We start from the raw sequence: 26,302 nt of genomic DNA, 5'->3' as shown, positions 1-26,302 counted from the left end.
GCAGAGTGTATTGAAGGAAATTGCTATATGCGCTACATGCCTGCATTTTCGACGACGCGGCCTTCCGCGCGCCAGCGCAGCATGCCGCCCGCAAGGTTCGCGACTTCGTCGAAGCCTGCCTGGTGCAGGATCACCGTCGCTTGTGCGGAGCGGCCGCCGGCACGGCACACGGTCACGATCGGCTGCTCTTTCGTGAGCTCGGCGGCGCGCGTGGCAAGCTCGCCGAGCGAGATGAGCCGCGCTGCCGGAATGCGGCCGAGCGGGCCGTTGAACTCGTCCGGCTCACGCACGTCGACTATCTGCACGGAACGCAGATTGTCTTCGAGCCATTGCGGGCCGATTTCCCAGATGCCCGCGAACGTGTAGACGAGCGGCGCCCAATCCGGTTCGGCCGCCTGCGTGGGATCGCTCGCCGCAACGCCGCACTTGAGATTCGCGGGCACCGCAATGTCGATCTGCTTCGGATGCGGCAGCCGCAGATTCGTCACATAGCCGACGAAGTCGTCTTCGCACAGTTCGCCGCCGAGGCGCGGATTGAAGCGCCGCTCTTCGCCGACGCTCGTCACCGTCAAGCCGCGATAATCGTGTGCCGGATAAAGCAGGCAGCTTTCGGGCCGGCTGAAAATCTCGCCGTGGATCGCGCGGAACATCGCGCGTGCGTCGCCCTTCTGAAAGTCGGTGCGGCCCGTGCCGCGGATCAGCAGGCAGTCGCCGGTGAACATCATCGTGCCGTCGTCGAGCGCGAGGCTGATGCAGCCGTTCGTGTGGCCTGGCGTCGCGCGCACTTCGAGCCAGCGCGTGCCGAACTCGCATCGGTCGCCGTGGTTCAGATAGCGGTCCGCACCTTCCGCGCCGCTTGCCGCCGCTATGGCGATCGCGCTGCCGGTGCGGCGTTTGAGCATCCAGGCGCCCGTCACATGATCGGCGTGGACGTGCGTGTCGATTGTATAGAGGAGGCGCAGCCCGAGTTCCTGGATCAGCGCCGTATCCCGTCGCACCTGCTCGAATACCGGATCGATCAGAATGGCCTCTCGTGTCGTGCTATCGGCGAGAAGATACGTGTACGTGGACGATTGCGGGTCGATTAGTTGGCGGAAAATCAGCAAGGTTGTTTTCTCCGTGGCGCGCATCGTCGAGACAACCGGGCGCGTGGCGGCGCCCGGTTTTACTGCGCCGCAATCTCACCGTGGCTGTGCAACGTACCGCAGATACGGCTTCAAGGTCTTGAAGCCCTCAGGGTATTTCTTCGCCGCATCATCGTTCGAGACGGATGTCGGAATGATGACATCATCCCCCGGTTTCCAGTTCACGGGTGTGGCCACCGTATGCTTCGCGTTCAACTGCAACGAGTCGAGCAGACGCAGCACTTCGTCGAAATTGCGCCCGGAACTCATCGGATACACGAGCATGGCTTTGACCTTCTTGTCCGGGCCGATGATGAACACCGAACGCACCGTCGCGTTGTCCGCCGCGGTGCGCGTGCCGCCGCCCGCATTCGGGTGAATCATGTCGTAGAGCTTCGCGACGTTCAGATCCGCGTCGCCGATGAGCGGATAGTTGACCGCGTGGCCCTGCGTCTCTTCAATGTCCTTCACCCACCTCTCGTGATCGCTGACGGGGTCCACACTCAGGCCGATAATCTTCGTGTTGCGCTTTTCGAATTCGGGCTTGAGGCCGGCCATGTAGCCGAGCTCGGTCGTGCAGACGGGCGTGAAATCCTTCGGATGCGAAAACAGGATCACCCAATGGTCGCCGATCCATTCGTGGAAACGGATTGTGCCTTCGGTGGTTTCCGCGGTGAAATCGGGCGCTTCTTCTCCAAGTCGAATCGACATCGTCATCCTCCATGAGAATGCGCCGGGGAGCTGCACCGGTTCTCGGAGCGGCAATCCCCGGGCTGCCTGAATCTTCGATCAGGCGATTGCTTGACTCACGATCAGCCTCCAGCCACCTGGACTGTGATTGTGCGGGAGGACCTTGCGCACGCGTGAAGGCGGAGTGCTCGCCGGATTGCTGTGGTGCGCAAACATACGGATGCGCCACGCGTCGCGCTTAAAGCGTAGGACAAAAATGCGCATCGCTCTAGCCAGCTTGCAGGGCAAATCCGCCGCTATTGCCGATTTACGTTTCGCTCCACATGCGCAGGAGGTTGTGATAACAGCCGACTAGCGTGCGGCGCGCGGCATCGTCCGCGTTCGAGGCGTTCAAACGCTGGATCGCGCCGTCGATGTCGAACAGCATCGCGCGCTGCGTGTCGTCGCGCACGAGGCTCTGTACCCAGAAGAAGCTCGATACGCGCGCGCCGCGCGTCACGGGCCGCACCTGGTGCAGACTCGTGCCGGGATAAAGGATCGCATGGCCCGCGGGCAGCTTCACTTCCTGCACGCCGAAGGTGTCTTCGATCAGCAGTTCGCCGCCGTCGTACTCGTCGGGCGGCGTGAGGAACAGCGTGACCGATAGATCGGTGCGCACGCGTACGCCGCTGCCGGGCACGAGGCGAATCGCGCCGTCGACATGGCTGCCGAAATGCATGCCGCCTTCGTAGCGGTTAAAGAGCGGCGGATAAACCTTGTTCGGCAGCGCGGCGCTGATGAAAAGCGGATGCCGTTCGAGCGCCGCGATGATTCTGTCGCCCATTTCGAGCGCGATGGATGAGCCTTCCGCGATCTGCTGGTTGCGCTTGACGGGCGCGCCCTGATAGCCCGCGGTCGCGCGGCCGTCGACCCATGCGTCCGTGGCCGCTTCGAGTTGCGCACGCATCGCGGCGGTGTCGGCGGGACTGAATACATCGGGGATCGAGACAATCATCGTTGGACTTTCCTGCGAAACCGCGCGTTGTGCTGCTGATCGCCGCCTCGGCGATCAGAAGAACCGATAGTTTAGCGTCGCGAGGAACGTGCGGCCGTTGCCCGGCACCGCGCGTCCGCCGTCCGATGGAATCAGCGCGTCGTAGTAGTTCTTGTCCGTCAGGTTGAGCACGTTGAACTGGACGTCGTACTTTTTCGCGTGATACGCGGCCATCGCGTCCCAGCGCGTATAGCCGCCGACCTTCACGAAGTTGTTGTTCGCGGCGTAGCGCGACGACGTGTAGATCGGCCCGCCGCCGATTTCCCAGTGCGGCGTGAATGCGTAGGTCGTCCACAGCGTCAGCATGTTGCGCGGCGTGTTCGCGGGCGTCTTGCCGGCGGTGCCGTCGAGCGCCTTCAGAATCGTCGCGTCCATGTACGTGTAGCCGCCGAACACTTGCCACTTGTTCGTGATGTGGCCGGCCACGCCGAGCTGGTAGCCGCGCACGCGCACGTCGCCGTCGAGCGTGTAGCTGCCGTCCGAGTTCAACGTCCGCGCGTTCGTCTTTTCGATGTTGAAGAGCGATTGCGTGACCGACAGACCGCCGCCGAGCAGGTCCCACTTCGCGCCGACTTCATACGACTTGTTATGCTCCGGCGGCAGATTCTGCTGCTGGTTCGTGAGCGTCAGCGCTTCGAGCGACGGATTGAACGACGTGCCGTACGACACGTAGTAGGACTGCCAGTCGGTCGGCTGCCAGATCACGCCGCCGCGCACGCTCGTGAAGTAGTTCGTCTGCGTCGCATACGAAGGCACATTGATCGAGTTGTGAATCGACGCTTCGTAGCGGTCCCAGCGCAGGCCGCCCACGACCTTCCAGTGTTCGCCGATCGACACCGTATCGTTCGCATAAATGCCGACGCCGTTCGCGCTCGACTCCGCGAGATTCGTCGCAACGGTTTTCGCATTCGACGGACGCTTCGTGTACGACGGATCGACGAGCGGCACGATGGCGATCGTATTCGACGGCAAGCCCGGCGTCGTCGTCGTGAAGCTCTGGTTGCTGTACGTCTCGTGGCTCAGATCGACGCCCGCAACCACTTCATGCTTGATGAAGCCGGTGTTGAATTTTGCCTCGACGTCCGTCGAGTTGTAGACCGAGTGGTCATTGATGTTGCGGTCCTTGCCTTGCAGCTTCACGAACAGTTTCGACGGATCGATGCTCGTGAAATTGCCGTTGGTCAGCGCCGTCGATGTCGGCAGCGGACCCGTGAGCACCGAAGCCGCATTCGTCGCGCGGGCTTCCGTGCTGTAGTGGCTGAACTGCGTCTGATTGCGCACCTTCAGGTTGTCGTTGAAGCGGTGTTCGATGCGTGCGTTGAGCGTTTGCACGTCCTGCATCGTGCGGTCGTCGGTGAAGCCGTAGAACGTGCCGCGATTGACCGGCGCTGGGTGCCCATTAAGCGCCGGAATGCCGTAGTCGGGCTGATCGCGGTTGTGCTGGATCAGCGCGGACAGCGTGATTTCGGTCGGCGTGCCGATGCCGAATTTGACTTCGGGCGCGACGCCGTAATCCTTGCTCTTCATCACGTCGCGCGACGAACCCAGGTCCTGGCCGAACGCGTTGATGCGGAACGCGGACGTCGACGTGATCGGCGTATTCAGGTCGACGGTCGTGCGATAGCGGTCGTGCGTGCCCGCTTGCACGGACACGTCCGCGCGCGGCTTAAGCGTGGGCTGCTTGCTGACCTGATTGATGACGCCGCCCGTCGAGCCGCGTCCGAAGTACAGCGACGACGGGCCGTACAGCACGTCGATCGATTCGAGGTTGAAGGTGTCGCGATAGTACTGGCCGCGATCGCGGAAACCGTCGAGATAGATGTCGGTGCGCGCCGAGAAGCCGCGCAGGTTGATGTTGTTGCCGATCTGTCCGCCTTCCGCGGCGCCGATGGTGATGCCCGGCACATTGCGCAGAGCGTCGGTAAACGAGCTGGCGGCTTGCGATTGCAGCACCGACTTCGGCACCACGACGGCGGCTTGCGGAATGTCGCGCAGCGCGGTCGGCACTTTTGCGCCGACGCTCGAGACGTCAGCCGCGAATTCCGCGGACGGGCCGCTTTGACCGGTCACCTTGACGGCGGGCAGCGTGGCGCTGTCGGCGGTCTGGGTGGGCGTGGAAGTCGAAGTCGAACTGGATGACGCGGGCTGGGCGCCGGTCGCGGGCGTTGTCGTCGTTTGAGCGTAAAGCGGCGTCGCGAACGCGACCAGAACGGCCGCCGCGAGAGGCGTGTTTCGGAACATCTCAATACCCTGTCGTTGTCGCTATTGTTCTGATTCGACGGACGCCAGCGCCCGTTGCAGCACCGACAGCCGGACTGTCTGCGTCAAAGGGCTGGACCCATCGTCTTGTTCTCAAATGAGAATCAGTATCATTACACGGATGATAATAGTTCGCAATAATTCGTTACGCATCGGTAACACGGCGGCGCGGGGAACGTGCGGGGGTTTGGCGGGATGTGGGAATGACGGCGCATGACGCGCTCAACCTTGGGCGCCGCCGGAGAATGGTGAAAAGATCCACCGTCTTACGATTTGCCTACTATATTTCGTCATATTCAAGACAGATTCGTGACATGCCGTAAACAAGGCTTGATGCACTGGATCCGCCGCAAGGCGGCACAGAGGATTGCCCGCCCGGAGGTCGTGATGAAAGCGAAGAGTCGGCGAATTGGGCGGTTGGCCCGCGTGGCTGCATGGGGTACGGTGGCGTTCCTGGCGGTTCCGGGAGTGGCATCCGCAGCGAATGGCGGCACGATACATTTCTCCGGCGCGCTCGTCGGTCCGCAGTTCAATATCACGACCGTGCGACAAACACCTGCGCCGCGGTCGGATACGCTCTGGACTGGACACGACGGGTCCGCGGTCACTGTGACGTTCGCGGCGCCACCCGGCGGCGCGCCAAGCGCTGATGTGACGTTGCGGATCAACGACGGTGCAGCGTCACGCATCGGCGCAGCCACGCTGGATACCGTCGCGACGTCTTTCATCGACGGCACTGGCCGTACGGCCCGGCCAGGAGCGGACGGTCAGTATCACGTGGGCGGCGCGGGTGGCGTACTGTCGCTCGGCGCGAAAAGCGGCAATGTGCCTTCGGCGAACAAACCGGTGACGGTCGTGGTCAGCTACGACTGACGGGTTTGCTTGGGACGCAGATCCAATGCAAAAAGGGTTACAAGCGATCGCTTGTAACCCTTCGAAATTCTTTGGTGGGGCGTGAGTGACTCGAACACTCGACCTACGGATTAAGAGTCCGCTGCTCTACCAACTGAGCTAACGCCCCAACAGAAGCGAAATTATGCAGGATGTTTTTGGGCTTGCCAAGCCCCCTTAGCAGATTTCTTAAAAAAACCGTCCCCCGTTCGAGTCATCCCTCAACGAAAGCGCTGCCTCCGAAAAGGCGCTGCGTCGGGCATCCCGGTATCATGTCGCGGACTCGCGGACACTTGCCGCTCACGCTCCGCGCGGCCTTCGACGGGAATCGCCATGGACGACAAAGAGACTATCGAGCTGCTCGACCGCATCCTCGCGCCGTGGGTCCGCGAACTGGCGCTCACGCCCGTCAAAGCCGATGCGGAAGGCGCCACGCTGCGCCTGCCTTTCGCCGGCGCGCTGCGTCATTCAGGCGGCGTGATTTGCGGCCAGGTGTTCATGGCCGCCGCCGATACCGCGATGATCGTGGCGATTTCGGCGGCGCTAGGCGGCTTTAAGCCGATGACCACCGTGTCGCTCAACATCAGCTTCATGCGCGCCGTGCGCAAGGGCGACGTGCTCGTCACCGCGCGCGTGCTGCGCCTCGGTCGCAACCTCGTTTTCGGCGAAGTCGAGCTGTTCGACGAGACCGGCAACATGGCCGTCCACGCGACCACGACGTACGCGCTGCTCGAATAAGCAAAGCGGCGCGCATCATAAGACAAGGCACCAGGAAATAAGATGTTCGATCAGGTCGTATTCGCCGGCGGCGGCAATCGCTGCTGGTGGCAGGCGGGTTTCTGGGACGTCGTGCAACCGGAACTGCGCATCCGTCCACGCGTCATCACGGGCATTTCGGCGGGCGCGGCCACCGCTTGCATGCTCTACACGCGCGATTCCGAGTGGGTCATGCGCTATTACGAAGACGCGCTGCGCCACAATTCGCGCAACGCCTATTGGGGCAACCTGCTGCGCGGTCAGTCGGTGTTTCCGCATTACCGCATCTATCGTCAGGCATTGCTCGACATCTACGGTGAGAAGTTTTCGTCGCTTGCCGATGCGCCCGAGATTCGCATCGGCGTTTCACATTTGCCGCGCTGGCTTGGCGCGCGCAGCGCAGTCGCCGCCGGACTCATCGCGTACAACATCGAAAAATATGTGCGCAAGACCTTGCACCCGACGCTTGGTCAGACGCTCGGTTTTCATCCGGAATTCGTGCGTGCGCAGGATTGTGCGACCGTCGAAGATCTCGCCGATCTGATTCTGCAATCGTCGAGCACGCCGCCTTTCACGCCGGTCTTGCGGCGCAACGGCCGCCCGGTGCTCGACGGCGGCATGGTCGACAACGTGCCGGTCGGCGCGCTTGACGCCGATGCGCCCGGCAACGTGCTCGTCATGGTGACGCGCCTTTATCCGCGGCCGCAGATGTTCGTGGTGCCGCACGGCGTGCAGCAGCGCCTGTATGTGCAGCCGTCGCGCAAAGTGCCGATCTCGAGCTGGGACTACACGAGCCCCTCGCAGATGGTGCATGCGTACAACCTCGGCCGCGCGGACGGCGAGACCTTCCTCGAACGCATGCCCGACCTGCTGGAGTTTGCCGCCTGACGCAGGACGCCTGACGCCCGCGGCTATCGCTTAGCGCCGACGTCCACCCTGCAACGCTTCGGGATTCGCCACGCTGGCCGTGTCGCCGGCATCGAAAGCCAGAATGTTTTTGAACGCCGCGCTGAAGTACAACTCGTAGCTCTCGCGCTCGACATAGCCGATGTGCGGCGTGCAAATCACATTCTCCATACGCAGCAGGCTGTAGCCCTGGAGGATCGGCTCGCTTTCATACACGTCGATCGCGACCATCCCCGGGCGATTGTGCGACAGCGCGCCGAGGAGCGCGTTGTCGTCGAGCAGCTCGGCGCGGCTCGTGTTCACGAGCAGTGCGGTCGGCTTCATGCGCATCAGATCTTCCTGCTTGACGATGCCGCGCGTGTCGTCGTGCAGCCGCAAATGCAGCGACAGCACATCGCTCTGCTCGAACAAGGCTTCGCGGCTCTCGGCCACGCCATAACCGTCTTCGCGAGCGGCTTCGCGTGAATGCTCGCGGCCCCAGATCAGCACATTCATGCCGAAGGCCTTGCCGTAACCGGCGACAAGCCGCCCGATCTTGCCATAGCCCCAGATACCCAGCGTCTGACCGCGCAACACCTGACCCAAACCGAAGTTTGGCGGCAGCGCCGAAGTCTTGAGCCCCGACTGCTGCCAGGCGCCCTGCTTCAGGTTCGCTACGTATTGCGGAATGCGCCGCTGCGCCGCCATGATGAGAGCCCACGTCAGCTCGGCCGGCGCGATCGGTGAGCCGCTGCCTTCGAGCACGGCGATGCCGCGCTCGGTACAGGCCGGGAGATCGATGTGGCTGGACACTTTGCCCGTCTGGCTGATCATGCGCAAACGCGGCAGTTTGTCGAGAAGTTGCGAGCTGATGCGGGTACGTTCCCGAATCAGGACTAGCGCGTCGACTTCCGAAAGACGGCTCGCGAGTTGCCCGAGTCCGCGGACGGTGTTGTTGAAAACTTTGACTTCGTGATCGGCGAGCAATTGAAAGCAGTCGAGCTTGCGAACGGCGTCCTGATAGTCGTCGAGGATGGCAATCTTCATGGTATGTGTCTTGCGGCGCACCATGGCGGTGCGGAACGGAGTGTTATGCTGACTGTCCCATCATGTGACCCAAGTCACATGCCGGTTTAGCTGAATGCCTTACCGTAGCAACTACCGCGTAGAACGATAGCGCTACAGCAAGGCCAATTGACATCGTTTTTAACAGTTTGTTGAGTGTACAGGCAAGCCGCTTTACAGACGGTTGCAGACGCCCGTCCCATGCGCCCTGGCCCAACAAGCTGCGTTGAAGCCCGTGATGACCTGTGCAGTTGCGCGTCGGTTTGTAGAAACTGGCGCAACGAACAAAATGCCTCTCGCATGCAGCGTCGCCGGGCTTGTACCGTTTTCCAATCCCTACAAACGGAGACAAGTCGATGAATCTTCCATCATTCGAGGCACAGCCCGCAGTGAAGGCGGCAGTAGAAGCGCCAGCGTGGGTGAAACATCGGAAACTGATCGACTGGGTCCAGCGCGTTGCCGCTATGACCCGTCCGGACAACATCGTGTGGTGCGACGGTTCGCAGGAAGAGTACGACCGCCTGTGCGCGCAGATGGTCGAAGCCGGCACACTCAGGAAGCTCAATCCGGCGAAACGTCCGAACTCGTATCTCGCATGGTCCGATCCTTCCGACGTCGCGCGCGTCGAGGACCGCACTTTCATTTGCGCGCAACGTCGTGAGGACGCCGGTCCGACCAACAACTGGGTCGCGCCGGACGAAATGCGCACGACACTCGACGGCCTCTTCGAAGGATCGATGCGCGGCCGCACCATGTACGTGGTGCCGTTCTCGATGGGCCCGCTCGGCTCGCCGATCGCGCATATCGGCGTCGAACTGAGCGACAGCCCGTACGTGGTCACCAACATGCGCATCATGACGCGCATGGGCCGCAAGGTGTACGACGTGCTCGGCGAAGATGGCGAGTTCGTGCCGTGCGTGCACTCGGTCGGCGCGCCGCTCGAAGCGGGCGCCAAAGACGTGCCGTGGCCGTGCAATCCGACCAAGTACATCGTTCATTTCCCGGAGACGCGCGAAATCTGGAGCTATGGCTCGGGCTATGGCGGCAACGCGTTGCTCGGCAAGAAATGCTTTGCGCTGCGCATTGCATCGACGATGGGCCGCGACGAAGGCTGGCTTGCCGAGCACATGCTGATTCTCGGCGTGACTTCGCCCGAAGGACGCAAGCACCATGTGGCGGCCGCGTTTCCGTCGGCGTGCGGCAAGACGAACTTCGCGATGCTGATTCCGCCCGAAGGGCTGAACGGCTGGAAAATCTCGACCATCGGCGACGACATCGCGTGGATCAAACCAGGCAAGGACGGCCGCCTGTACGCGATCAACCCCGAGGCCGGCTACTTCGGCGTCGCGCCCGGCACGAGCGAAAAAACCAACTTCAACGCAATGGCCACGCTGAAGGAAAACGTGATCTTCACGAACGTCGCGCTGACCGACGACGGCGACGTCTGGTGGGAAGGCATGACCGACGAACCGCCCGCGCACCTGATCGACTGGCAAGGCAAGGACTGGACGCCCGCGAGCGCGAAGGAAAGCGGTCGCAAGGCGGCGCATCCGAATGCACGCTTCACGGCGCCGGCGTCGCAATGTCCGTCCATCGACGCCGATTGGGAAAACCCGGCGGGTGTGCCGATCGACGCGTTTATCTTCGGCGGCCGCCGCTCGACGACCGTGCCGCTCGTCACCGAGGCCCGCAACTGGGTCGAGGGCGTCTACATGGCCGCGACCATGGGTTCGGAGACGACCGCCGCCGCGGCGGGCCAGCAAGGCGTCGTACGGCGCGACCCGTTCGCGATGCTGCCGTTCTGCGGCTACAACATGAGCGACTACTTCGGCCATTGGCTGAAGACGGGCGAGCGGTTGCAGCAACTGAACGCGAAGCTGCCGAAAATCTTCTGCGTCAACTGGTTCCGCAAGGGCGCGGACGGCAAGTTCGTGTGGCCGGGCTTCGGCGAAAATATGCGTGTGCTCGGCTGGATGGTTGGCCGCATCGAGGGCACGGCGCAGGGCGAGGAGCACGCGTTCGGCGTGTCGCCGCATTACGAGGACATCGACTGGAGCGGTCTGGACTTCAGCCGCGAGCAGTTCGAGCAGGTCATTTCCGTCGACGACGCAGCCTGGCGCGCCGAACTCGCGTTGCATACGGAGCTCTTTGACACGCTGCAGCACGGCCTTCCGCCCGCGCTGGCGAAAGCCAAGACGCAGTTGGAGAGCAAGCTCGCAGCTTGACGACGTGAGCGTTCGCTAACTCGCAGAAGCCGCCTTCGGGCGGCTTTTTTCATTTTCAGCGCCGCCAAGCCGGGCGCGAGCCGCGTTCAGCGCTCGACACAGTGATCTTTCATCTGTTCGAAAGCCGCGCGTGGGCAAGCTGCGCCGCAGCACATTGTTTCTAATGACGGAACAATCGCCCCCGATGCCCCACATTCGGGCATACAGTCGCACGAAAATTGACGAAATTTCCGCTTTTGCGGGCAACTTCTGCACGATTGCGCGAGTCGTAGGAGAATCCCTAATTCGCTTCCACTGGTTATCACCAATTGTCAGGGAGCCGTAACACGGCAGGAGTTGTGATATGGATCATTTGCAGTCGATGCGAGTTTTCGTCAAAGTGGCGGATCTCGGCAGTTTTGCCCGCGCTGCGAGCGCGATGGATATTTCCAACGCAGTTGCCACCCGTCACGTTGCCGACCTCGAAGGGCGTCTTGGCACGCGGCTGCTCAACCGTACGACCCGCAGTCTGTCCCTGACCGAATCGGGTCAGGTTTATCTGGAACGCGCGCGCCAGATTCTCGACGAGCTTGAAGACGTCGAGCAGATGGTGGTCGCGCGAAATCACGAGCCGGTCGGCACGTTGCGCATCGTCGCGCCGGTCGTGTTCGGCTTGCACAATCTCGCTCCGGTGCTGCAAACGTACGCGGAGCGCTATCCGAAGGTCATTCCCGACGTCACGCTCGTCGATCGTCAGGTCGATCTGGTTGAAGAAGGTTTCGACGTGGGCGTGGTGATCGCGCGGCAGATGCGCAGCGCGAGCATCGTCACGCGGCGTCTGACCACGGGCTGCATGACCGTGTGTGCCACTCCGGCGTATCTGGAGAAGCACGGCACGCCCACGCGTCCCGAGCATCTGCTCGAGCATCCGTGTTTGAGCCTGCCCTCCGAGTATTGGGGCGACGAGCGGGTGTTTACCGGTCCCGAAGGCGAAGTGCGCGTGCGTCCGTCGAATGTGATCGTCGCGAACAACACGGAGATGCTGCGTCAGTTCGCGCTGCTCGGCATGGGCATCGCGATTCTGCCGAGCTATCTGATCGGGCGCGACATGACGCGCGGCAGGCTGGTGCGCCTCCTTGGTGATTACCGTTTGCCGCAAGTCGAGATCAACATCGCCTATCCGAGCCGTCGTCATTTGCCGGCCAAGGTGCGCACGTTCATCGATCATCTGGTCGAGCATTTCAGCCAGACGCCGAATAGCCTGCTCGGCGAGCAATGGATCAAGGACGGCGTTGGACGCCCGGCGTCGGCGTCGTTTGAACCGGCGGATGCGTCGATGCCGCCGGAAGCATTCGACGGCGCCGAGCCGCTGTCGCGTCTGCTGGACAGCGAGTTATCGCCGGTGCCGAAGACGTTGGCGAAGCCCGGAAGTCGTACGCGGCCGGCGGCGTTGACGCCGCTGTAGAGGCGGTTCAGGCGCCGATGTAGGATGTCGGCGCGTCGAGCGCGGCTGCTGAACGCATAAAAAAAGCGCGGTCACCTTGCAGGTGATCGCGCTTTTTGTCATCGGCTTCGATATGCACCGCAGGCGCCCATCGCGCCTACCGAAGAATCACGAGCCGGTCTTGCGAGCTACAGTCTTCCTGGCCGGCGCCTTCTTCGCCGCTGCAGTTTTAGCCGCGGGCGCTTTCTTCGCCGCAGCCTTTTTCGCCGCCGGCGCTGCCTTCACCGCGACCGCCGCATCGCCGTCATCCGACTCGAACTCCGAACCGCCTGCCTTCGCAGCCGATTTCGCCGCCGCCGTCTTCGCTGCGGTCTTGGCCGACGGCTCCTTCTTCTCGAACTCGAAGCCGATCTTGCCGTCGTTCTGCTTGACGAGGAACGCCTTGAAGTTACGGCCCGTGCGCGACGACTTGAAGTTCGTCAGCAGATCCGTGCGTCCTTCTTCAAGCAGCTTAGCCATTTGCTCACGCGCGATCTCCTGCTGCAAGATCACTTTGCCCGAGCGGAAGTCGCAAGTCTTCGGGTTCGCAACCGAGTTCTCGCAGACATAGCTCATGCCGTGCTCGAACACGCGGCCCTTGCACTTCGGGCACGCGCCGACCGGTTCCTGATCGGAGAAGTCGGGCGGTTCGCCGTCTTCGCCGCCCGCGTCCTGGCCGAAGTCGAACTCGAGCTTGTAGTTCTTGATCTCGTCGTCGAGCGACAGCTTGAGAATCGCCGAAAACGGACGGCCCATCTTGCTGCGAAAACCGGAGAGCGGCCCGATGGTCTTGTTCTTCAGCAGTTCTTCGACTTCCTCGATCTCGAACTGGCGGCCGCCCGGAATCTTCGAAATGGAGAACTCACACTTCGAACACGCGAAGCGGCGATAGTTTTCCTTCACCTGGCCGCCGCAATTCGGACACGGCGTCTGCAACGTCGCGTAATCGCCCGGGATCGTGTCGGAATCGTATTCCTTCGCGCGCTTGACGATGGTCTGCGTCATGCGGGCGATTTCCTGCATGAACGCGTCGCGCGGCAGGTTGCCGCGTTCCATTTGCGACAGCTTGTATTCCCATTCGCCCGTCAGTTCGGGCGCGGTCAATTCCTTCACGCCGAGCCCGCGCAGGAGCGTCATCAACTGGAATGCCTTGGCGGTCGGAATCAGATCGCGGCCTTCGCGGACCAGATACTTTTCGCCCAGCAACCCTTCGATGATGGCGGCGCGCGTGGCCGGCGTACCGAGCCCCTTCGCGGCCATCGCCTCACGCAGTTCATCGTCTTCGACGAGCTTGCCCGCGCCTTCCATCGCCGACAACAACGTGGCTTCGTTGTAGCGTGCCGGCGGTTTGGTGACGAGCTGCTGCGCGGCGATCTTGTCGGTCTTGACCTTCTCGTCCTTCTGCACCGGCACGAGGTTGGCATCTTCACCGCTGATTTCGCGGCCGTAGATTTGCAACCAGCCCGGCTCCACCAGAACCTTGCCTTCGGTCTTGAAGTGATGACCGACGACTTCGGTGATACGCGTGGTCACGCGGTATTCGGCAGCCGGGAAAAACACCGACAGAAAACGCTTCACCACGAGGTCGTAAAGCTTCTGTTCCGGCTCGGACAGGTTCTTCGGCGCCTGCAGCGTCGGGATGATTGCGAAGTGGTCGCTGATCTTCGAGTTATCGAAGATGCGCTTGTTCGGCTTCACCCAGCCCTTGTCGAGCACTTGCTTGGCAAACGGCAAGTAGTTGTTGCTCTCCTTGAGCATGCCGAGCGTCTGCTTGACCGTGTCCATATAGTCTTCGGGCAGCGCGCGCGCGTCAGTCCGCGGATAGGTCAGCACCTTGTGCTTTTCGTACAGCGCCTGAGCGAGACCCAGCGTGTTCTTCGCCGAGAAGCCGAAGCGGCCGTTGGCCTCGCGCTGCAAGCTCGTCAAGTCGAACAGTGCCGGCGACAGTTGCGTGGACGGCTTCGACTCTTCCCTGACGACACCGATCTGACCGCGGCAAGCGGCGACGATCGTCTCCGCCGCGGGCAACGCCCACAGACGCGAGTCGCGCTTCTCCGGGTCGAACTCGTCGCGCTTGAACTTCGGATCGAACCAGCGGCCCTCGTAGAAGCCGGCCGCGCAAACAAACTCGGCCTTCACTTCCCAATAGTCGCGCGGCACGAAGCGGCGAATCTTTTCCTCGCGCTCGACGACAATGGAGAGCGTCGGCGTCTGCACGCGTCCGACCGTGGTCAGGAAGAAGCCGCCGCCCTTGCTGTTGAACGCGGTCATCGCGCGTGTGCCGTTGATGCCGACGAGCCAGTCCGCTTCCGAGCGGCAACGAGCGGCGTCGGCAAGCGGTTGCATCTCTTCGTCGCTGCGCAGACGCGCGAAGCCGTCGCGGATCGCGGCGGGCGTCATCGATTGCAGCCACAGGCGCTGCACCGGCTGCTTCGCTTTCGCGTGCTGCGCGATGAGGCGGAAAATCAGCTCGCCCTCGCGCCCCGCGTCGCATGCGTTGATGAGGCGGTCGATGTCTTTGCGCTTGAGCAGTTTGGTCAGCACCTTCAGGCGCGACTCGCTCTTCGCGATCGGATTCAGATCGAAATGCGGCGGAATGACGGGCAGATTGGCGAAGCTCCACTTGCCGCGTTTCACTTCGTATTCTTCGGGCGCGGCGATTTCCAGCAGATGGCCCACTGCCGATGAGAGAACGTACTCGTCGCTCTCGTAGTACTCGTCATGCTTGGTAAAACCGCCCAAAGCGCGCGCGATGTCGTTCGCGACGGAAGGCTTTTCGGCGATGATCAGTGCTTTAGACATGACTCGATGTGAGGTTGGTATATCCGGGTTGGTGGCCTTGAGCGCGCCCAGTTGGCGCGACCCTCGTTTGCGACCTTGCTACCCATTAACGACCGCTTTATAGCACACGGCGCGAAAGCGGCGTGTCAACTGCCATAAAAGCGGGCATAAAAGCGGCCCTAAAAGCGCGCCATCATAATTGCGCGTCCGGCGCTCGGACAAGCTGCGGCAAACGCGCTGTGCGCCGCTCGCAACCGCCGTGCCGCCGAGGCCGTCGCGATCCGCTCGGCGCTGTCGACGAAGCCGTGAATCTCGGCGCTCAGGCAGCCGCCAGCGCGGGCCGCAATTTGGGCGCGCCGACGACGCCCGGCAGCGCGGTCAAGTCCGAGAGCATCCGCTCGACAATCCCTGCTTGCGGCAAAACGGTGCCGAAAAAACGTGTCGTTACCGAGTCTTCGATCAGGATGGTCGGAAAATTCTCGACGTCGAGATCGTCGAATCGATCCGCATGCGTTTCGATGTCGATCCATGCGAAGCAGATTTGCGGATGCCGCTCGGCCAGCTTGTCGAACGCCTCGCGATACTCGCGGCAGGTTCCGCACCATTCCGCGCACAGGCAGGCCACGAACAGCGTGTCGGGCTCATTGACGCGCTCGGCGATCCGGTCGTGGTCGGTGTCGAGATTCAGCGCGGGCATGGTGGTTCCTCTAGTGCTTGGTCGAATGCTTTGGCGGATGCTTTGGCGCGAATGTAGCATGGCCGATCCCGGAGAGTGGTCAAGGGGCGTCAACATGCGTTAGCCGTGGCTTGCCCGCGTGTAGCGCCCGCCGGGCAGCGCGCTGACGTGGCCGGCGAGTTCCAGTTGCAGCAGCGTCGTCTGCAGGACCGCGTATTCCATCTCGGTGCGCGTGGCGAGAATTTCAAGGCTGGTCGGCGCGTGGCCCAGCGCCGCCAGAAGTTTTTGCGCGTCGGGGTGGGGTACATCGCGTACGTTCGGGGCACGTGCTTCGGCGGCTATGGGTTGCGGCTCGGCGTTTGCCTGCGCCTTCGCCTGGGACTGCGCGTATTTCGCCGGCTCGTCGCGCTGCGCCGAATGTCGCGCCGGCGCCGTGCAGTCCGCCGCCGTTGCGTCGTCGTCGAACGTACGCGTCGACGCCCGCTGTCCGCGAACGCCTGCGCCAACGCCCACAGCCGCAGTCTTCGCAAACCCCAGTTCCTCCAGCACTTCCTCAGGCGTCTCGACCAGCTTCGCGCCCTGCTTGATCATCCGATGACATCCACGCGACAACGGCGCGTGGATCGAGCCCGGCAACGCAAAGATGTCGCGGCCCATCTCGTTGGCGAGCCGCGCGGTGATCAGCGAGCCCGAGCGCATGGCCGCCTCGACGACCAGCACGCCGCTGACGAGTCCGGCGATCAACCGGTTACGCTGCGGAAAGTTGGCCGCGCGCGCCGGCGTGCCGAGCGGCCACTCCGACAGAATCGCGCCTTGCAGCGCGATTTGCCGCGCAAGCGCGTGGTGCGCGGCCGGATAAACGAGATCCGCGCCGGTGCCGATCACCGCAACCGTGCTGCCGATGCCCGCGAGCCCGCCGCGATGCGCCGCGCCGTCGATGCCCCTCGCGAGCCCCGACACAACCGTCACGCCCGCCGCCGAAATCGTCCGCGCGAAGCGTTCGGCGTCTTCCTCACCTTGCGGCGTCGCGCTGCGGCTGCCCACCAGCGCGACCGCGCGCGTGTGCAACAGCTCGAGCCGCCCCTTTATATATAGCAGCGGCGGCGGATCGGGCATGGTCAGCAGCGCCGGTGGATAGGCCGGATCGTCGAGCGTGACGACCTGGTTACCGGGCAACTCGCGCCATGCGATCACCGCTTCCAGTTGGACGTCGAAGTCCGGGCCGGTCGGCGCCAGCGCCGCGCGCGCCGCGGCGTCGCCGGCAATCGCGGCGAGCGTCTCATGCTCCTGCCGAAGAATCGCCTCGGGCAGCCCGAAAGCGCCCAGCAGCAGGCGCAGCGCCGTGGGTTTGAGCCCCGGCGCGAGAGAGAGCCGCAGCCACGCGGCGAGTTCAAGATCCGTTGAAGGCAAGGTGTGCATTGCGGGTCGATCCTCGTGCAGCGCCAGCGGGCAGGCGGGCGCCATGCTAAAATTTTCATCATCCGAAATAACTGCAGCGCCGCGCCCCACCCGCGCGGGCTCGTCGTCTAGCGCGTGTGGCGCGTTGAATCGAACCGGTTCGACACCATCTATCGTGTGCGCATTGCGACGTGCCGACAACCTGGCCGAATGGCCAACGCGGGCCTTCTCATGGTCAGCGGCGTCTGAAAATCACTCTCGAAATCATGGCTTTACTGAACATCCTCAATTACCCGGACAAACGGCTGCACAAGGTTGCAAAGCCGGTGGAAGAGGTCAACGACCGTATCCGCCGCCTCGTCGCGGATATGGCGGAAACCATGTACGCCGCGCCGGGCGTGGGCCTCGCGGCCACCCAGGTCGACGTGCATGAGCGCGTGATCGTGATCGACGTCTCGGACGCGCACGATCAACTGCTCGCGTTCATCAACCCGGAAATCGTCTGGTCGAGCAACGAGAAGAAGCTGTCGGAAGAGGGCTGTCTGTCCGTGCCGGGCATTTACGACAACGTCGAGCGCGCGGAGAAAGTGCGCGTGCGGGCGCTCAACGAAAAAGGCGAAACCTTCGAGATGGACTGCGAGGGACTGCTTGCCGTGTGCATCCAGCACGAGATGGATCACCTGATGGGCCACGTGTTCGTCGAATATCTGTCGCCGCTCAAGCAAACGCGCATCAAGAGCAAGATGAAGAAGCTCGCCCACGCGATGTAATGCGCGCCCATTCCGCTACCTGCTTGCCGTCCCGCTCATGAGTCATTCGTTGCGCGTTGTCTTTGCCGGCACGCCGGAATTCGCTTCGGCTGCGCTGGCGGCCATCCACGGCGCCGGTTTTGCGGTGCCGCTCGTGCTCACGCAGCCGGACCGGCCGGCGGGGCGCGGCATGAAATTGCAGGCGAGTCCCGTCAAGCGCTACGCCGTGGAGCATGGGATCGCGGTCGCACAGCCGCCTTCGTTGCGCCGCGCAGGCAAGTATCCGGCTGAGGCGGCGGCGGCCATCGAGCAGTTGCGCGCCACGCCGCACGACGTGATGGTCGTGGCCGCGTACGGCCTGATCCTGCCGCAGGAAGTGCTCGACATCGCGCCGCACGGCTGCATCAATATTCACGCATCGCTGCTGCCGCGCTGGCGCGGCGCGGCGCCGATTCATCGCGCGATCGAGGCGGGCGACGCCGAAACCGGCATCACGCTGATGCAGATGGACGCCGGCCTTGACACGGGCGCGATGATTTCCGAAATCCGCACGCCCATTTCCGCCGACGACACCACCGCCACCTTGCACGACCGCCTCGCGCAAGCCGGCGCGAAGCTGATCGTCGAAGCGCTCGTCGAACTCGAACGCAGCGGCAAGCTGGCCGCGACGCCGCAACCCGCCGACGGCGTCACCTACGCCGAAAAGATCGGCAAGCACGAGGCCGCGCTCGACTGGCGCCGGCCGGCCGCGGTGCTCGCGCGCCAGGTGCGCGCGTTCGACCCGTTCCCTGGCGGCGTGGCCACGCTCGAGGACGGAACCGCGATCAAGATCTGGGCGGCCGCCGCCCAAGACAGCACAAACAACGCGGCGCCCGGCACGATCACCGGTGTTTCGCCGGAAGGCGTCGTCGTGGCCTGCGGCGAAGACGCGTTGCGTCTCACGCAACTGCAAAAACCCGGCGGCAAGCGGCTCCCGGTGCGCGAATTCCTGGCTGGCTTCGGACTCGCCGCAGGTCAGCGCTTCCACATTCCCGACGCAAACTAGCACGGCCTCGCGGCGCTTGCCCATCGTCCATTCGGCCGATGGCGAGCGGCCCCGTCGCGCGTCCGCCACGCGTTAGAATCCGTCATGCAAAGGCCCAGCTTTCGAGGATTCCCATGTTCGGCATCACCCATTTCGAGTTTTTCGTCGTCGCCGTTTTTCTGCTGAACGTTACGCCCGGGCCGGATACGGCTTATATCGTCGGGCGCAGCGTCGCACAGGGGCGCGGGGCGGGGCTCATGTCCGCGCTGGGCATTTCGGCGGGCTGCTGCGTGCACTCGCTCGCGTGCGCGTTCGGCCTGACGGCGCTGCTCGCGGCGTCGGCCACTGCGTTCACCGTCATCAAGTTCGTCGGCGCGATTTATCTGATCTATCTCGGCGTACGCCTTATTTTTGCGAAGCCAGCCGCCGACGAGGCCCGCGGCCACGCACGCGGGGCCGGTGCGCCGAAGTCGTTGCGCCAGCTTTTCCTGCAAGGCTTCTGGACCAACGTGCTGAACCCGAAGGTGGTGCTTTTCTTCGTTTCGTTCTTCCCCCAGTTCGTTACGGCGGGCACCGATCAGAAGGCGCTCGCCTTTCTGACGCTCGGCGCGGTGTTCGTGGTGATGAGCATGCTGTGGAACAGCTTTGTCGCGTGGATCGCCGGCAGCGTCACGCAGCGCTTCTCCGGCAAGCCGTCGGTGAAGAAGTGGCTGGACCGCGGTGTCGGCAGCGCGTTTGTCGGCCTGGGCATCAAGCTCGCCACTGCATCGAGATGATTGAATTTTTCGCGCGCGTCCATATCTAACATTTCGCTTACAGTCAGGCATAATCAGGCGCCGCGATGATGCGGCACGGATATGAACCCCGCGTTAGGGCAAGGAGTTGCAGACATGTTCAATTGGGTCAAAACCGCGATGTTGATGGCCGCGATCACGGCCCTTTTCATCGTGATCGGCGGAATGATAGGCGGGTCGCGCGGCATGACGATCGCGCTCGTCATTGCGCTCGGTATGAATTTTTTCTCGTACTGGTTCTCGGACAAGATGGTGCTGCGCATGTACAACGCGCAGGAAGTCGACGAAACCAGTGCGCCGCAGTTTTATCGCATGGTGCGTGAGCTCTCCACGCGTGCCGGCTTGCCGATGCCGCGCGTCTATCTGATCAACGAAGATGCGCCGAACGCGTTCGCTACGGGCCGCAATCCGGAGCACGCGGCGGTTGCCGCGACCACCGGCATTCTGCGCGTGCTGTCCGAGCGCGAAATGCGCGGCGTGATGGCGCACGAACTCGCGCACGTCAAGCATCGCGACATTCTGATCTCGACGATCTCGGCCACCATGGCCGGCGCGATCTCGGCGATCGCGAACTTCGCGATGTTCTTCGGCGGCCGCGACGAAAACGGGCGTACCACGAACCCGATCGCCGGCATCGCGGTCGCGCTGCTCGCGCCTATCGCCGGTGCGCTGATCCAGATGGCGATTTCGCGCGCGCGTGAATTCGAGGCCGACCGCGGCGGCGCGCAGATTTCCGGCGACCCGCAGGCGCTGGCGTCGGCGCTCGACAAGATTCATCGTTATGCGAGCGGCATTCCGTTTCCCACAGCCGAACAGCATCCGGCCACCGCGCAGATGATGATCATGAACCCGCTCGCGGGCGGGAGCATCGCGAATCTGTTTTCGACGCACCCGGCAACGGAAGAGCGCATTGCCCGCCTGATGGAAATGGCCCGCACAGGGCGCTTCGAATAAGCGCGTAGCGCGCGGCATGACGAAAGGCGAGTCTTCGGGCTCGCCTTTTTATTTGCTGGCCGCGGTGATCGACGCGGCCGCGCGCACTGCACACGCCCGCTCGCGGTCCACACGCCGCGCCACGCTACAATGTCTGCTCATTGTGCCGCGCCTACCGCGCGGCCTGCCTTTGTTCTTCCATGATCCCAAAGCCTTCTTCGCGTTCTGCTTCTTCGTCGGCGCGTCCGCGCGAATCCCGCTTGTCCGTGCTGCATCTCGCGCCGGAATCGCTCGGCTTCGCGCTCGATTGCGCCGCGCAGGCCGTCGGCGCCGTGCGCCTCGGCGCGGCTTTGCCGGCCGCGCTGCAAACTGTTTTCGTAGCCGCGCCCGAGGGCAGTGCCGCTGCCGCGCGCGGCGCGGTGCAGGACATCGCGTATCGCACGATGCGGCGTCTCGGGACGGCTGAGTGGCTGATCGCGAAGCTCGTCAAGAAAGCGCCGCCGCCGCATGTCGGTCACGTACTGGCCTGCGCGCTCGCGCTCTTGATCGACGACGAAGCGAGCGCCGCCTATACGCCGTTCACCGTGGTCGACCAGGCGGTCGGGGCGATCTCGGCTCGCCGTGAATTCGCTTTCGCGAAGGGGCTCGTCAACGCCGTGCTGCGCAACTTCCTACGCGAACGCGACGCGCTGCTGACAGGAGCGCAAGCCGACGAAGTCGCGCGCTGGAATTACCCGACATGGTGGATCGACGCCGTGAGACGCGCATGGCCCGAAGCATGGCAAGACGTGCTCGCGGCCGGCAATACGCAAGGCCCGTTGACGCTGCGCGTGAACGCGCGTCATTCGACGGTCGAAGCGTACCTGCAAGTGCTCGAGGACCATCACATCAGCGCGAGCAAGGTTGGCGACTACGCGGTGATGCTCGCCACGCCGATGCCGGTCGATCGCATTCCTGGCTTTAACGAGGGCGTCGTGTCCGTGCAGGACGCGGGCGCGCAGCTCGCCGCGCAACTGCTCGGCGTGCGCGACGGCATGCGCGTGCTCGACGCGTGCGCGGCGCCTGGCGGCAAGACCGGGCATCTGCTCGAACTCGCGAACCTGCAGTTGGTGGCGCTCGAAAGCGACGTGTCGCGCGCGCGGCGGATCGGCGAAAACCTGCAGCGGCTCAAGCTCGAAGCGGAGGTGCGAATCGGCGACGCCGGCGCGCCGTCCAAATGGCACGACGACATCGACCAGCCGTTCGACCGCATTCTCGCCGACGTGCCGTGTTCGGCGTCGGGCATCGTGCGGCGTCATCCGGACATTCGCTGGTTGCGCCGCGCGTCCGATATTCCCGCTCTCGTCGACGAACAGCGGCGGATCCTCGGCGCGCTCTGGCCGCTCGTGAAACCTGGCGGCGAATTGCTTTACGTTACGTGCTCGATCTTTCCCGAAGAAGGCGAGTTGCAGGCGCAGTGGTTTGGAAACAAATATCAGGATGCGGTACGATTGGACGCGCCGGGGCAACTTCTACCTTCAGTCGCCCGCGCGCCCGCCGACACATCGGCCGGTTCCCATGCCGGAGAATTCGCTGACATCAGCGCCGGCGCGAACTCAGACCACGACGGATTTTTCTACGCGCGCTTTCAGAAACGGTGACCATCAAACGCTTCTTCCCGCTTCGGCTCGCTGCCGTGCTCTGGGTCGCGCTGGCCGTCTGGCTTGCGGCACCCGGCGCCGCGCACGCCGACTCGATCGCCGTGCAGCGCGCTTCGCTGCAAGCGGACAACACCGGTTGGAGCCTCGACGCGCGCTTCGACTTCGATTTGAACAGCAATCTCGAAGACGCGGTCAATAAGGGCATTCCGCTTTACTTCACGACCGACTTCGAACTGAGCCGGCCGCGCTGGTACTGGTTCGACGAACAGCCGGTCAACGTGTCGCAGAGTCTGCGTCTGTCGTTCCAGCCGCTCACGCGCGAATATCGCGTGTCGAGTGTGTCGTCCGGCGGCTTGCAGCTTGGCTTTTCCACGCTGAAAGACGCGCTCGCGGTCATCAAGCATGTGTCGTCGTGGCATGTGATCGAGCGCAACGACGTGCATGCCGGCGAAACGTACAACGCGTCGGTGCGCATGCAGCTCGACATCGCGTTGATGCCCAAGCCGTTTCAGATCGACGCGGTGAATAACCGCGACTGGAACCTCGCTTCCGAATGGAAGCGCTTTACTTTCACGGTGACCGAACGTGCTAAATAAAGTGCGCTCCGCCACCAGTGTCAGCAGTATCGTCGTGCGCGTGCTGGTCTCCACGGTCGCCGTGACGGCCGTGCTGCTGCTCGTGCTGCTCGCCGCGGCAAGCGCGAATACCGAATTCTTCGACCGCTATTACCAGTGGCTGTATGCCGCGAATCTGGTGGTCGCGATGATCTTTCTGCTGGTGGTGGCGACGCTCGTCATCATCATCATCGTGCGATTGCGAAAGGGTAAGTTCGGCACGCGGCTGCTTGCGAAGCTGGCGTTTTTCATGGCGCTCGTCGGCGTGGTGCCGGGCGGCATCATCTATGTGGTCTCGTATCAGTTCGTGTCGCGCAGCATCGAGTCGTGGTTCGACGTGAATGTCGAAACCGCGCTGACGTCGGGCCTGAATCTCGGGCGCGGCATGCTCGACGCGTCGCTGTCCGATCTGCAAACCAAGGGCCGCCTGATGTCGGAGCAGCTCGCGAGCGCGGACGCCGCCGGCACGACGCTCACGTTGCTGCGTCTGCGCGATCAGTTCGGCGTGCAGGAGGCGACCATCGTCGAACCGACGCGCAGCATGTCCGGCGCGACGCCCGACATGCATGTGGTCGCGCAGGCATCGAGTAATTACGCGTCGCTCGTGCCGAACGATCTGCCCACGCCGCTGATGGTCGACGCGGCGCGCGGGCGCGGCTACGCGGCGATTGAAGGCGAGGTCGACGGCGATCCTCGCGCGCACGGCAGCAAGGGCGCGCTGCGGCTGCGCGTCGTGCAGCGCATTCCCGATTCGAACGCGTCGCTGCTGCAGCCCACCGAGCGCTTCCTGCAACTCACGCAGCCGGTGTCGCAATCGCTTGCTCGCAATGCCGACGCCGTGCAGCGCGCGTACCGCGAGTATCAGGAGAAAGCGCTCGGACGTACGGGATTGCGCAAGATGTACATCGGCACGTTGACGCTCGCGCTGTTCCTCGCGACCTTCATCGCGATGATGCTCGCGCTCGCGCTCGGCAACCAGCTCGCGCGGCCGCTGTTTCTGCTTGCCCAAGGCACGAAGGAAATCACCGAGGGCGATTACACGCCGAAGCGCGAAATCAAGTCGCGCGACGAACTCGGCTTTCTCACGCAGTCGTTCAATGCGATGACGCGGCAGTTGTCCGAGGCGCGCGCCGCGGTTGAGAACAACCGCATCGCGCTCGAGCATTCGAAGGCGTATCTGGAAAGCATTCTCGCGAACCTGACGGCCGGCGTGTTCGTGTTCGACCGGCAGTTCCGCCTCACTACCGCGAATCGCGGCGCCGAGCGCATCTTCCGTCAGCAGTTCCAGGAAGTGCTCGGCTCGGCGCTCGAACAGATCGGCGTGCTAAGCGAATTCGGCGGCATGGTGCGCAAGGCGTTTGCCGATCGCGAGGCGGCAAGCGGCGACGGTCACGACGACGGCGGTCACTGGCAGCAACAGTTTTCGGTTCAGGTGGCGGGCGAATCCGAGCCGCTCACGCTGCTCGTGCGCGGCGCGCGCCTTGTGTCCGCAACCGATCGCGACGCGCAGGACATGCAGACGTCGGGCTACGTGGTCGTGTTCGACGACATCTCGGACGTGATCTCCGCGCAGCGTTCCATTGCGTGGGGCGAAGTGGCGCGGCGGCTCGCGCATGAGATCAAGAATCCGCTCACGCCGATCCAGCTTTCGGCCGAGCGTTTGCAGATGAAGCTAGCGGACAAGCTGACGCCGTCCGACGCCGATGTGTTGAAGCGCGGCGCGACCACCATCGTGAACCAGGTCGCGGCGATGAAGCAGATGGTCGACAACTTCCGCGACTACGCGCGCACGCCGCCCGCTGTGCTCGCGCATCTGCAATTGAACGAACTCGTGAGCGAAGTGCTGACGCTGTACGGTATCGAAGAAGGCAAAGGCGCGATTCAGGTCGAGCTCTCCGAACTGCCCGCGATTCGCGGCGACGCCACGCAATTGCGTCAGGTGATCCACAACCTGCTGCAGAATGCACAGGACGCGGTGGCCGACATCGAGCGCCCGCGTGTGCTGCTCGAGACGAGGACAGTAGAATACGGAGACCCCGATGCGCAGGGCAAGGCGCGCATCGCGGTGCGGCTGACAGTGTCGGATAACGGACCGGGTTTCCCCACTCGCATTCTCACGCGTGCATTCGAACCTTACGTGACGACCAAGGCCAAGGGCACGGGCCTGGGTCTTGCGATGGTCAAGAAGATCGTCGACGAACATGGCGCGCGGATCGACATTCGCAATCGCATGAAAGCGGGCGATGTGATCGAAGGCGCGCAGATTTCGATTCTCTTCCTTCAACTGGCAGACGACGCCGCGGCTCCCGAAGCGGGACCGCGTCCTGCGCACGGCGGTACGTCGCAGGGAAAGACAAAAGCAACAGTGCAGACAAAGGCAGCGTAAATGGCAACCATCCTGGTGGTAGATGATGAAATGGGCATCCGGGAATTGCTCTCGGAGATCCTGAGCGACGAGGGGCATGTCGTGGAGGCGGCGGAAAACGCGCAGCAGGCGCGCGAGTTCCGCTTGCGTCAGGCGCCGGACCTGGTGCTGCTCGACATCTGGATGCCCGATACCGACGGCGTGACGTTGCTCAAGGAATGGGCTGCGCAAGGGCAACTGACCATGCCGGTGATCATGATGTCCGGTCACGCGACCATCGACACGGCAGTCGAAGCGACCAAGATCGGCGCGCTCAACTTTCTTGAGAAGCCGATCGCGTTGCAGAAACTGCTGAAAGCCGTCGAACAGGGCCTCGCGCGCGGCACGGCGGCGGTCGCGCCTGGCGGCGTGGCGGCGAAATCCCCGTTGCCGATGAATTCGTCGACGGTGGCTTCGGCCGCGGCATTGCCGATGCTCTCCGCCGACGGTCACGGCAGCGGCGTGCTTGCGGCGCAAACGGCGTCCATTTCGTTCGACATTCCGCTGCGCGACGCGCGCGATGCATTCGAGCGCGCGTACTTCGAATATCACCTCGCGCGCGAGAACGGCAGCATGACGCGCGTCGCGGAAAAGACCGGACTGGAGCGCACGCATTTGTATCGCAAGCTCAAGCAACTCGGCGTCGATCTCGGCAAGAACAAGGGTGAGTGAAAGGGCGAGCGGAGACCGCGCGTCGCGGGCCGACTTTGCTTTCGCAGATTTTTTGGACAAGGGGGCTTGCCCAGTAGATGACCCTTTGATATCATTTCGTTCTTCGTTGGCCCGGTAGCTCAGTTGGTAGAGCAGCGGATTGAAAATCCGCGTGTCGATGGTTCGATTCCGTCCCAGGCCACCAGGATTCAGCCCCAGGAAATCGCAAGATTCCTGGGGCTTTTCCT

Annotated in this window: 21 protein-coding genes and 2 tRNA genes; 14 read left to right on the top strand and 9 right to left on the bottom strand. The window is 63.3% G+C overall.

The window, feature by feature from the left end; all coding sequences use genetic code 11:
* Positions 1 to 32: 32 nt before the first annotated feature.
* The 4 genes from C8K18_RS29765 to C8K18_RS29750 form a co-directional block, all read right to left on the bottom strand.
* Entirely contained in the window at positions 33 to 1,103 is a 1,071-nt protein-coding gene (locus tag C8K18_RS29765; RefSeq protein ID WP_107709340.1) for an MBL fold metallo-hydrolase, read from the bottom strand.
* A 78-nt stretch (positions 1,104 to 1,181) separates the two neighbouring features.
* A complete protein-coding gene (locus tag C8K18_RS29760; RefSeq protein WP_006050563.1) occupies positions 1,182 to 1,835 on the bottom strand; it encodes a peroxiredoxin in 654 nt (217 codons plus the stop codon).
* Positions 1,836 to 2,121: 286 nt separating this feature from the next.
* The gene (locus C8K18_RS29755) at positions 2,122 to 2,808 is read right to left on the bottom strand and encodes a Fe2+-dependent dioxygenase (protein ID WP_006050561.1); all 687 of its coding nucleotides are present in this window, start codon (positions 2,806 to 2,808) and stop codon (positions 2,122 to 2,124) included.
* A gap of 54 nt (positions 2,809 to 2,862) precedes the next feature.
* The gene (locus C8K18_RS29750) at positions 2,863 to 5,088 is read right to left on the bottom strand and encodes a TonB-dependent siderophore receptor (protein ID WP_029971145.1); all 2,226 of its coding nucleotides are present in this window, start codon (positions 5,086 to 5,088) and stop codon (positions 2,863 to 2,865) included.
* Between the two features lie 405 nt (positions 5,089 to 5,493).
* On the opposite strand from C8K18_RS29750, the gene C8K18_RS29745 reads away from it, so the two are divergent.
* Complete coding sequence (locus C8K18_RS29745) at positions 5,494 to 5,979, top strand: hypothetical protein (RefSeq protein WP_132384593.1); 486 nt, start codon at positions 5,494 to 5,496, stop codon at positions 5,977 to 5,979.
* Positions 5,980 to 6,051: 72 nt separating this feature from the next.
* On the opposite strand, the gene C8K18_RS29740 is transcribed toward C8K18_RS29745, so the two are convergent.
* Positions 6,052 to 6,127, bottom strand: a tRNA-Lys gene (locus C8K18_RS29740).
* A 203-nt stretch (positions 6,128 to 6,330) separates the two neighbouring features.
* Here C8K18_RS29740 and C8K18_RS29735 point away from each other — a divergent pair.
* Positions 6,331 to 6,735, top strand: coding sequence for a PaaI family thioesterase (locus C8K18_RS29735; RefSeq protein ID WP_029969424.1), 405 nt, complete (start codon positions 6,331 to 6,333; stop codon positions 6,733 to 6,735).
* A 42-nt stretch (positions 6,736 to 6,777) separates the two neighbouring features.
* Complete coding sequence (locus tag C8K18_RS29730) at positions 6,778 to 7,641, top strand: patatin-like phospholipase family protein (protein ID WP_107709121.1); 864 nt, start codon at positions 6,778 to 6,780, stop codon at positions 7,639 to 7,641.
* A 30-nt stretch (positions 7,642 to 7,671) separates the two neighbouring features.
* Here C8K18_RS29730 and C8K18_RS29725 read toward each other — a convergent pair whose 3' ends face one another.
* Positions 7,672 to 8,685: a D-2-hydroxyacid dehydrogenase family protein gene (locus C8K18_RS29725; protein ID WP_044021454.1), complete on the bottom strand. Its 1,014-nt coding sequence runs from the start codon at positions 8,683 to 8,685 to the stop codon at positions 7,672 to 7,674.
* 374 nt (positions 8,686 to 9,059) lie between these two features.
* Here C8K18_RS29725 and C8K18_RS29720 point away from each other — a divergent pair, with 374 nt between their 5' ends.
* Together C8K18_RS29720 and C8K18_RS29715 are read left to right on the top strand one after the other, a co-directional pair.
* Entirely contained in the window at positions 9,060 to 10,928 is a 1,869-nt protein-coding gene (locus C8K18_RS29720; RefSeq protein ID WP_107709122.1) for a phosphoenolpyruvate carboxykinase (GTP), read from the top strand.
* Positions 10,929 to 11,271: 343 nt separating this feature from the next.
* Positions 11,272 to 12,372 carry a LysR family transcriptional regulator gene (locus tag C8K18_RS29715; protein WP_006050554.1) on the top strand — a complete coding sequence of 367 codons (1,101 nt, stop codon included), beginning with the start codon at positions 11,272 to 11,274 and terminating at the stop codon, positions 12,370 to 12,372.
* A gap of 147 nt (positions 12,373 to 12,519) precedes the next feature.
* Here the strand turns inward: C8K18_RS29715 and C8K18_RS29710 are convergent, their stop codons facing one another.
* The 3 genes from C8K18_RS29710 to dprA form a co-directional block, all read right to left on the bottom strand.
* On the bottom strand, positions 12,520 to 15,192 hold the full coding sequence (locus C8K18_RS29710; RefSeq protein WP_029969429.1) for a DNA topoisomerase III: 2,673 nt from the start codon (positions 15,190 to 15,192) through the stop codon (positions 12,520 to 12,522).
* A gap of 298 nt (positions 15,193 to 15,490) precedes the next feature.
* Entirely contained in the window at positions 15,491 to 15,868 is a 378-nt protein-coding gene (locus tag C8K18_RS29705; protein ID WP_006050552.1) for a thioredoxin family protein, read from the bottom strand.
* A gap of 99 nt (positions 15,869 to 15,967) precedes the next feature.
* Positions 15,968 to 17,266, bottom strand: coding sequence for a DNA-processing protein DprA (dprA, locus tag C8K18_RS29700; protein WP_107709342.1), 1,299 nt, complete (start codon positions 17,264 to 17,266; stop codon positions 15,968 to 15,970).
* Positions 17,267 to 17,511: 245 nt separating this feature from the next.
* On the opposite strand from dprA, the gene def reads away from it, so the two are divergent.
* The 9 genes from def to C8K18_RS29655 all read left to right on the top strand — a co-directional run bounded on the left by def (position 17,512) and on the right by C8K18_RS29655 (position 26,259).
* Positions 17,512 to 18,015: a peptide deformylase gene (def, locus tag C8K18_RS29695; RefSeq protein WP_006050550.1), complete on the top strand. Its 504-nt coding sequence runs from the start codon at positions 17,512 to 17,514 to the stop codon at positions 18,013 to 18,015.
* A 37-nt stretch (positions 18,016 to 18,052) separates the two neighbouring features.
* A complete protein-coding gene (gene fmt / locus C8K18_RS29690; protein ID WP_107709124.1) occupies positions 18,053 to 19,039 on the top strand; it encodes a methionyl-tRNA formyltransferase in 987 nt (328 codons plus the stop codon).
* A 113-nt stretch (positions 19,040 to 19,152) separates the two neighbouring features.
* The gene (locus tag C8K18_RS29685; RefSeq protein WP_053857366.1) at positions 19,153 to 19,794 is read left to right on the top strand and encodes a LysE family translocator; all 642 of its coding nucleotides are present in this window, start codon (positions 19,153 to 19,155) and stop codon (positions 19,792 to 19,794) included.
* A 114-nt stretch (positions 19,795 to 19,908) separates the two neighbouring features.
* Positions 19,909 to 20,766 carry a zinc metalloprotease HtpX gene (htpX, locus tag C8K18_RS29680; RefSeq protein ID WP_006050547.1) on the top strand — a complete coding sequence of 286 codons (858 nt, stop codon included), beginning with the start codon at positions 19,909 to 19,911 and terminating at the stop codon, positions 20,764 to 20,766.
* Between the two features lie 179 nt (positions 20,767 to 20,945).
* Positions 20,946 to 22,385: a 16S rRNA (cytosine(967)-C(5))-methyltransferase RsmB gene (rsmB, locus tag C8K18_RS29675; RefSeq protein ID WP_107709126.1), complete on the top strand. Its 1,440-nt coding sequence runs from the start codon at positions 20,946 to 20,948 to the stop codon at positions 22,383 to 22,385.
* Positions 22,382 to 22,981 (top strand): DUF4390 domain-containing protein, encoded by a 600-nt coding sequence (locus C8K18_RS29670; RefSeq protein WP_006050545.1) that lies wholly within the window; start codon positions 22,382 to 22,384, stop codon positions 22,979 to 22,981. Before rsmB ends, C8K18_RS29670 begins: the two co-directional genes overlap by 4 nt.
* Positions 22,971 to 25,385: a PAS domain-containing sensor histidine kinase gene (locus tag C8K18_RS29665; RefSeq protein ID WP_107709128.1), complete on the top strand. Its 2,415-nt coding sequence runs from the start codon at positions 22,971 to 22,973 to the stop codon at positions 25,383 to 25,385. Before C8K18_RS29670 ends, C8K18_RS29665 begins: the two co-directional genes overlap by 11 nt.
* Positions 25,386 to 26,075, top strand: a complete 690-nt coding sequence (gene esaR, locus C8K18_RS29660; protein ID WP_006050543.1) for a response regulator transcription factor EsaR — start codon at positions 25,386 to 25,388, stop codon at positions 26,073 to 26,075.
* Between the two features lie 108 nt (positions 26,076 to 26,183).
* Positions 26,184 to 26,259: transfer RNA gene (locus C8K18_RS29655), tRNA-Phe, on the top strand.
* The last annotated feature ends 43 nt before the right edge of the window (positions 26,260 to 26,302 follow it).

It is taken from the genome of Paraburkholderia sp. GV068 (assembly GCF_003058125.1).
GTDB lineage: Bacteria > Pseudomonadota > Gammaproteobacteria > Burkholderiales > Burkholderiaceae > Paraburkholderia > Paraburkholderia graminis.
This window is presented reverse-complemented; position numbering and strand designations above follow the sequence as displayed.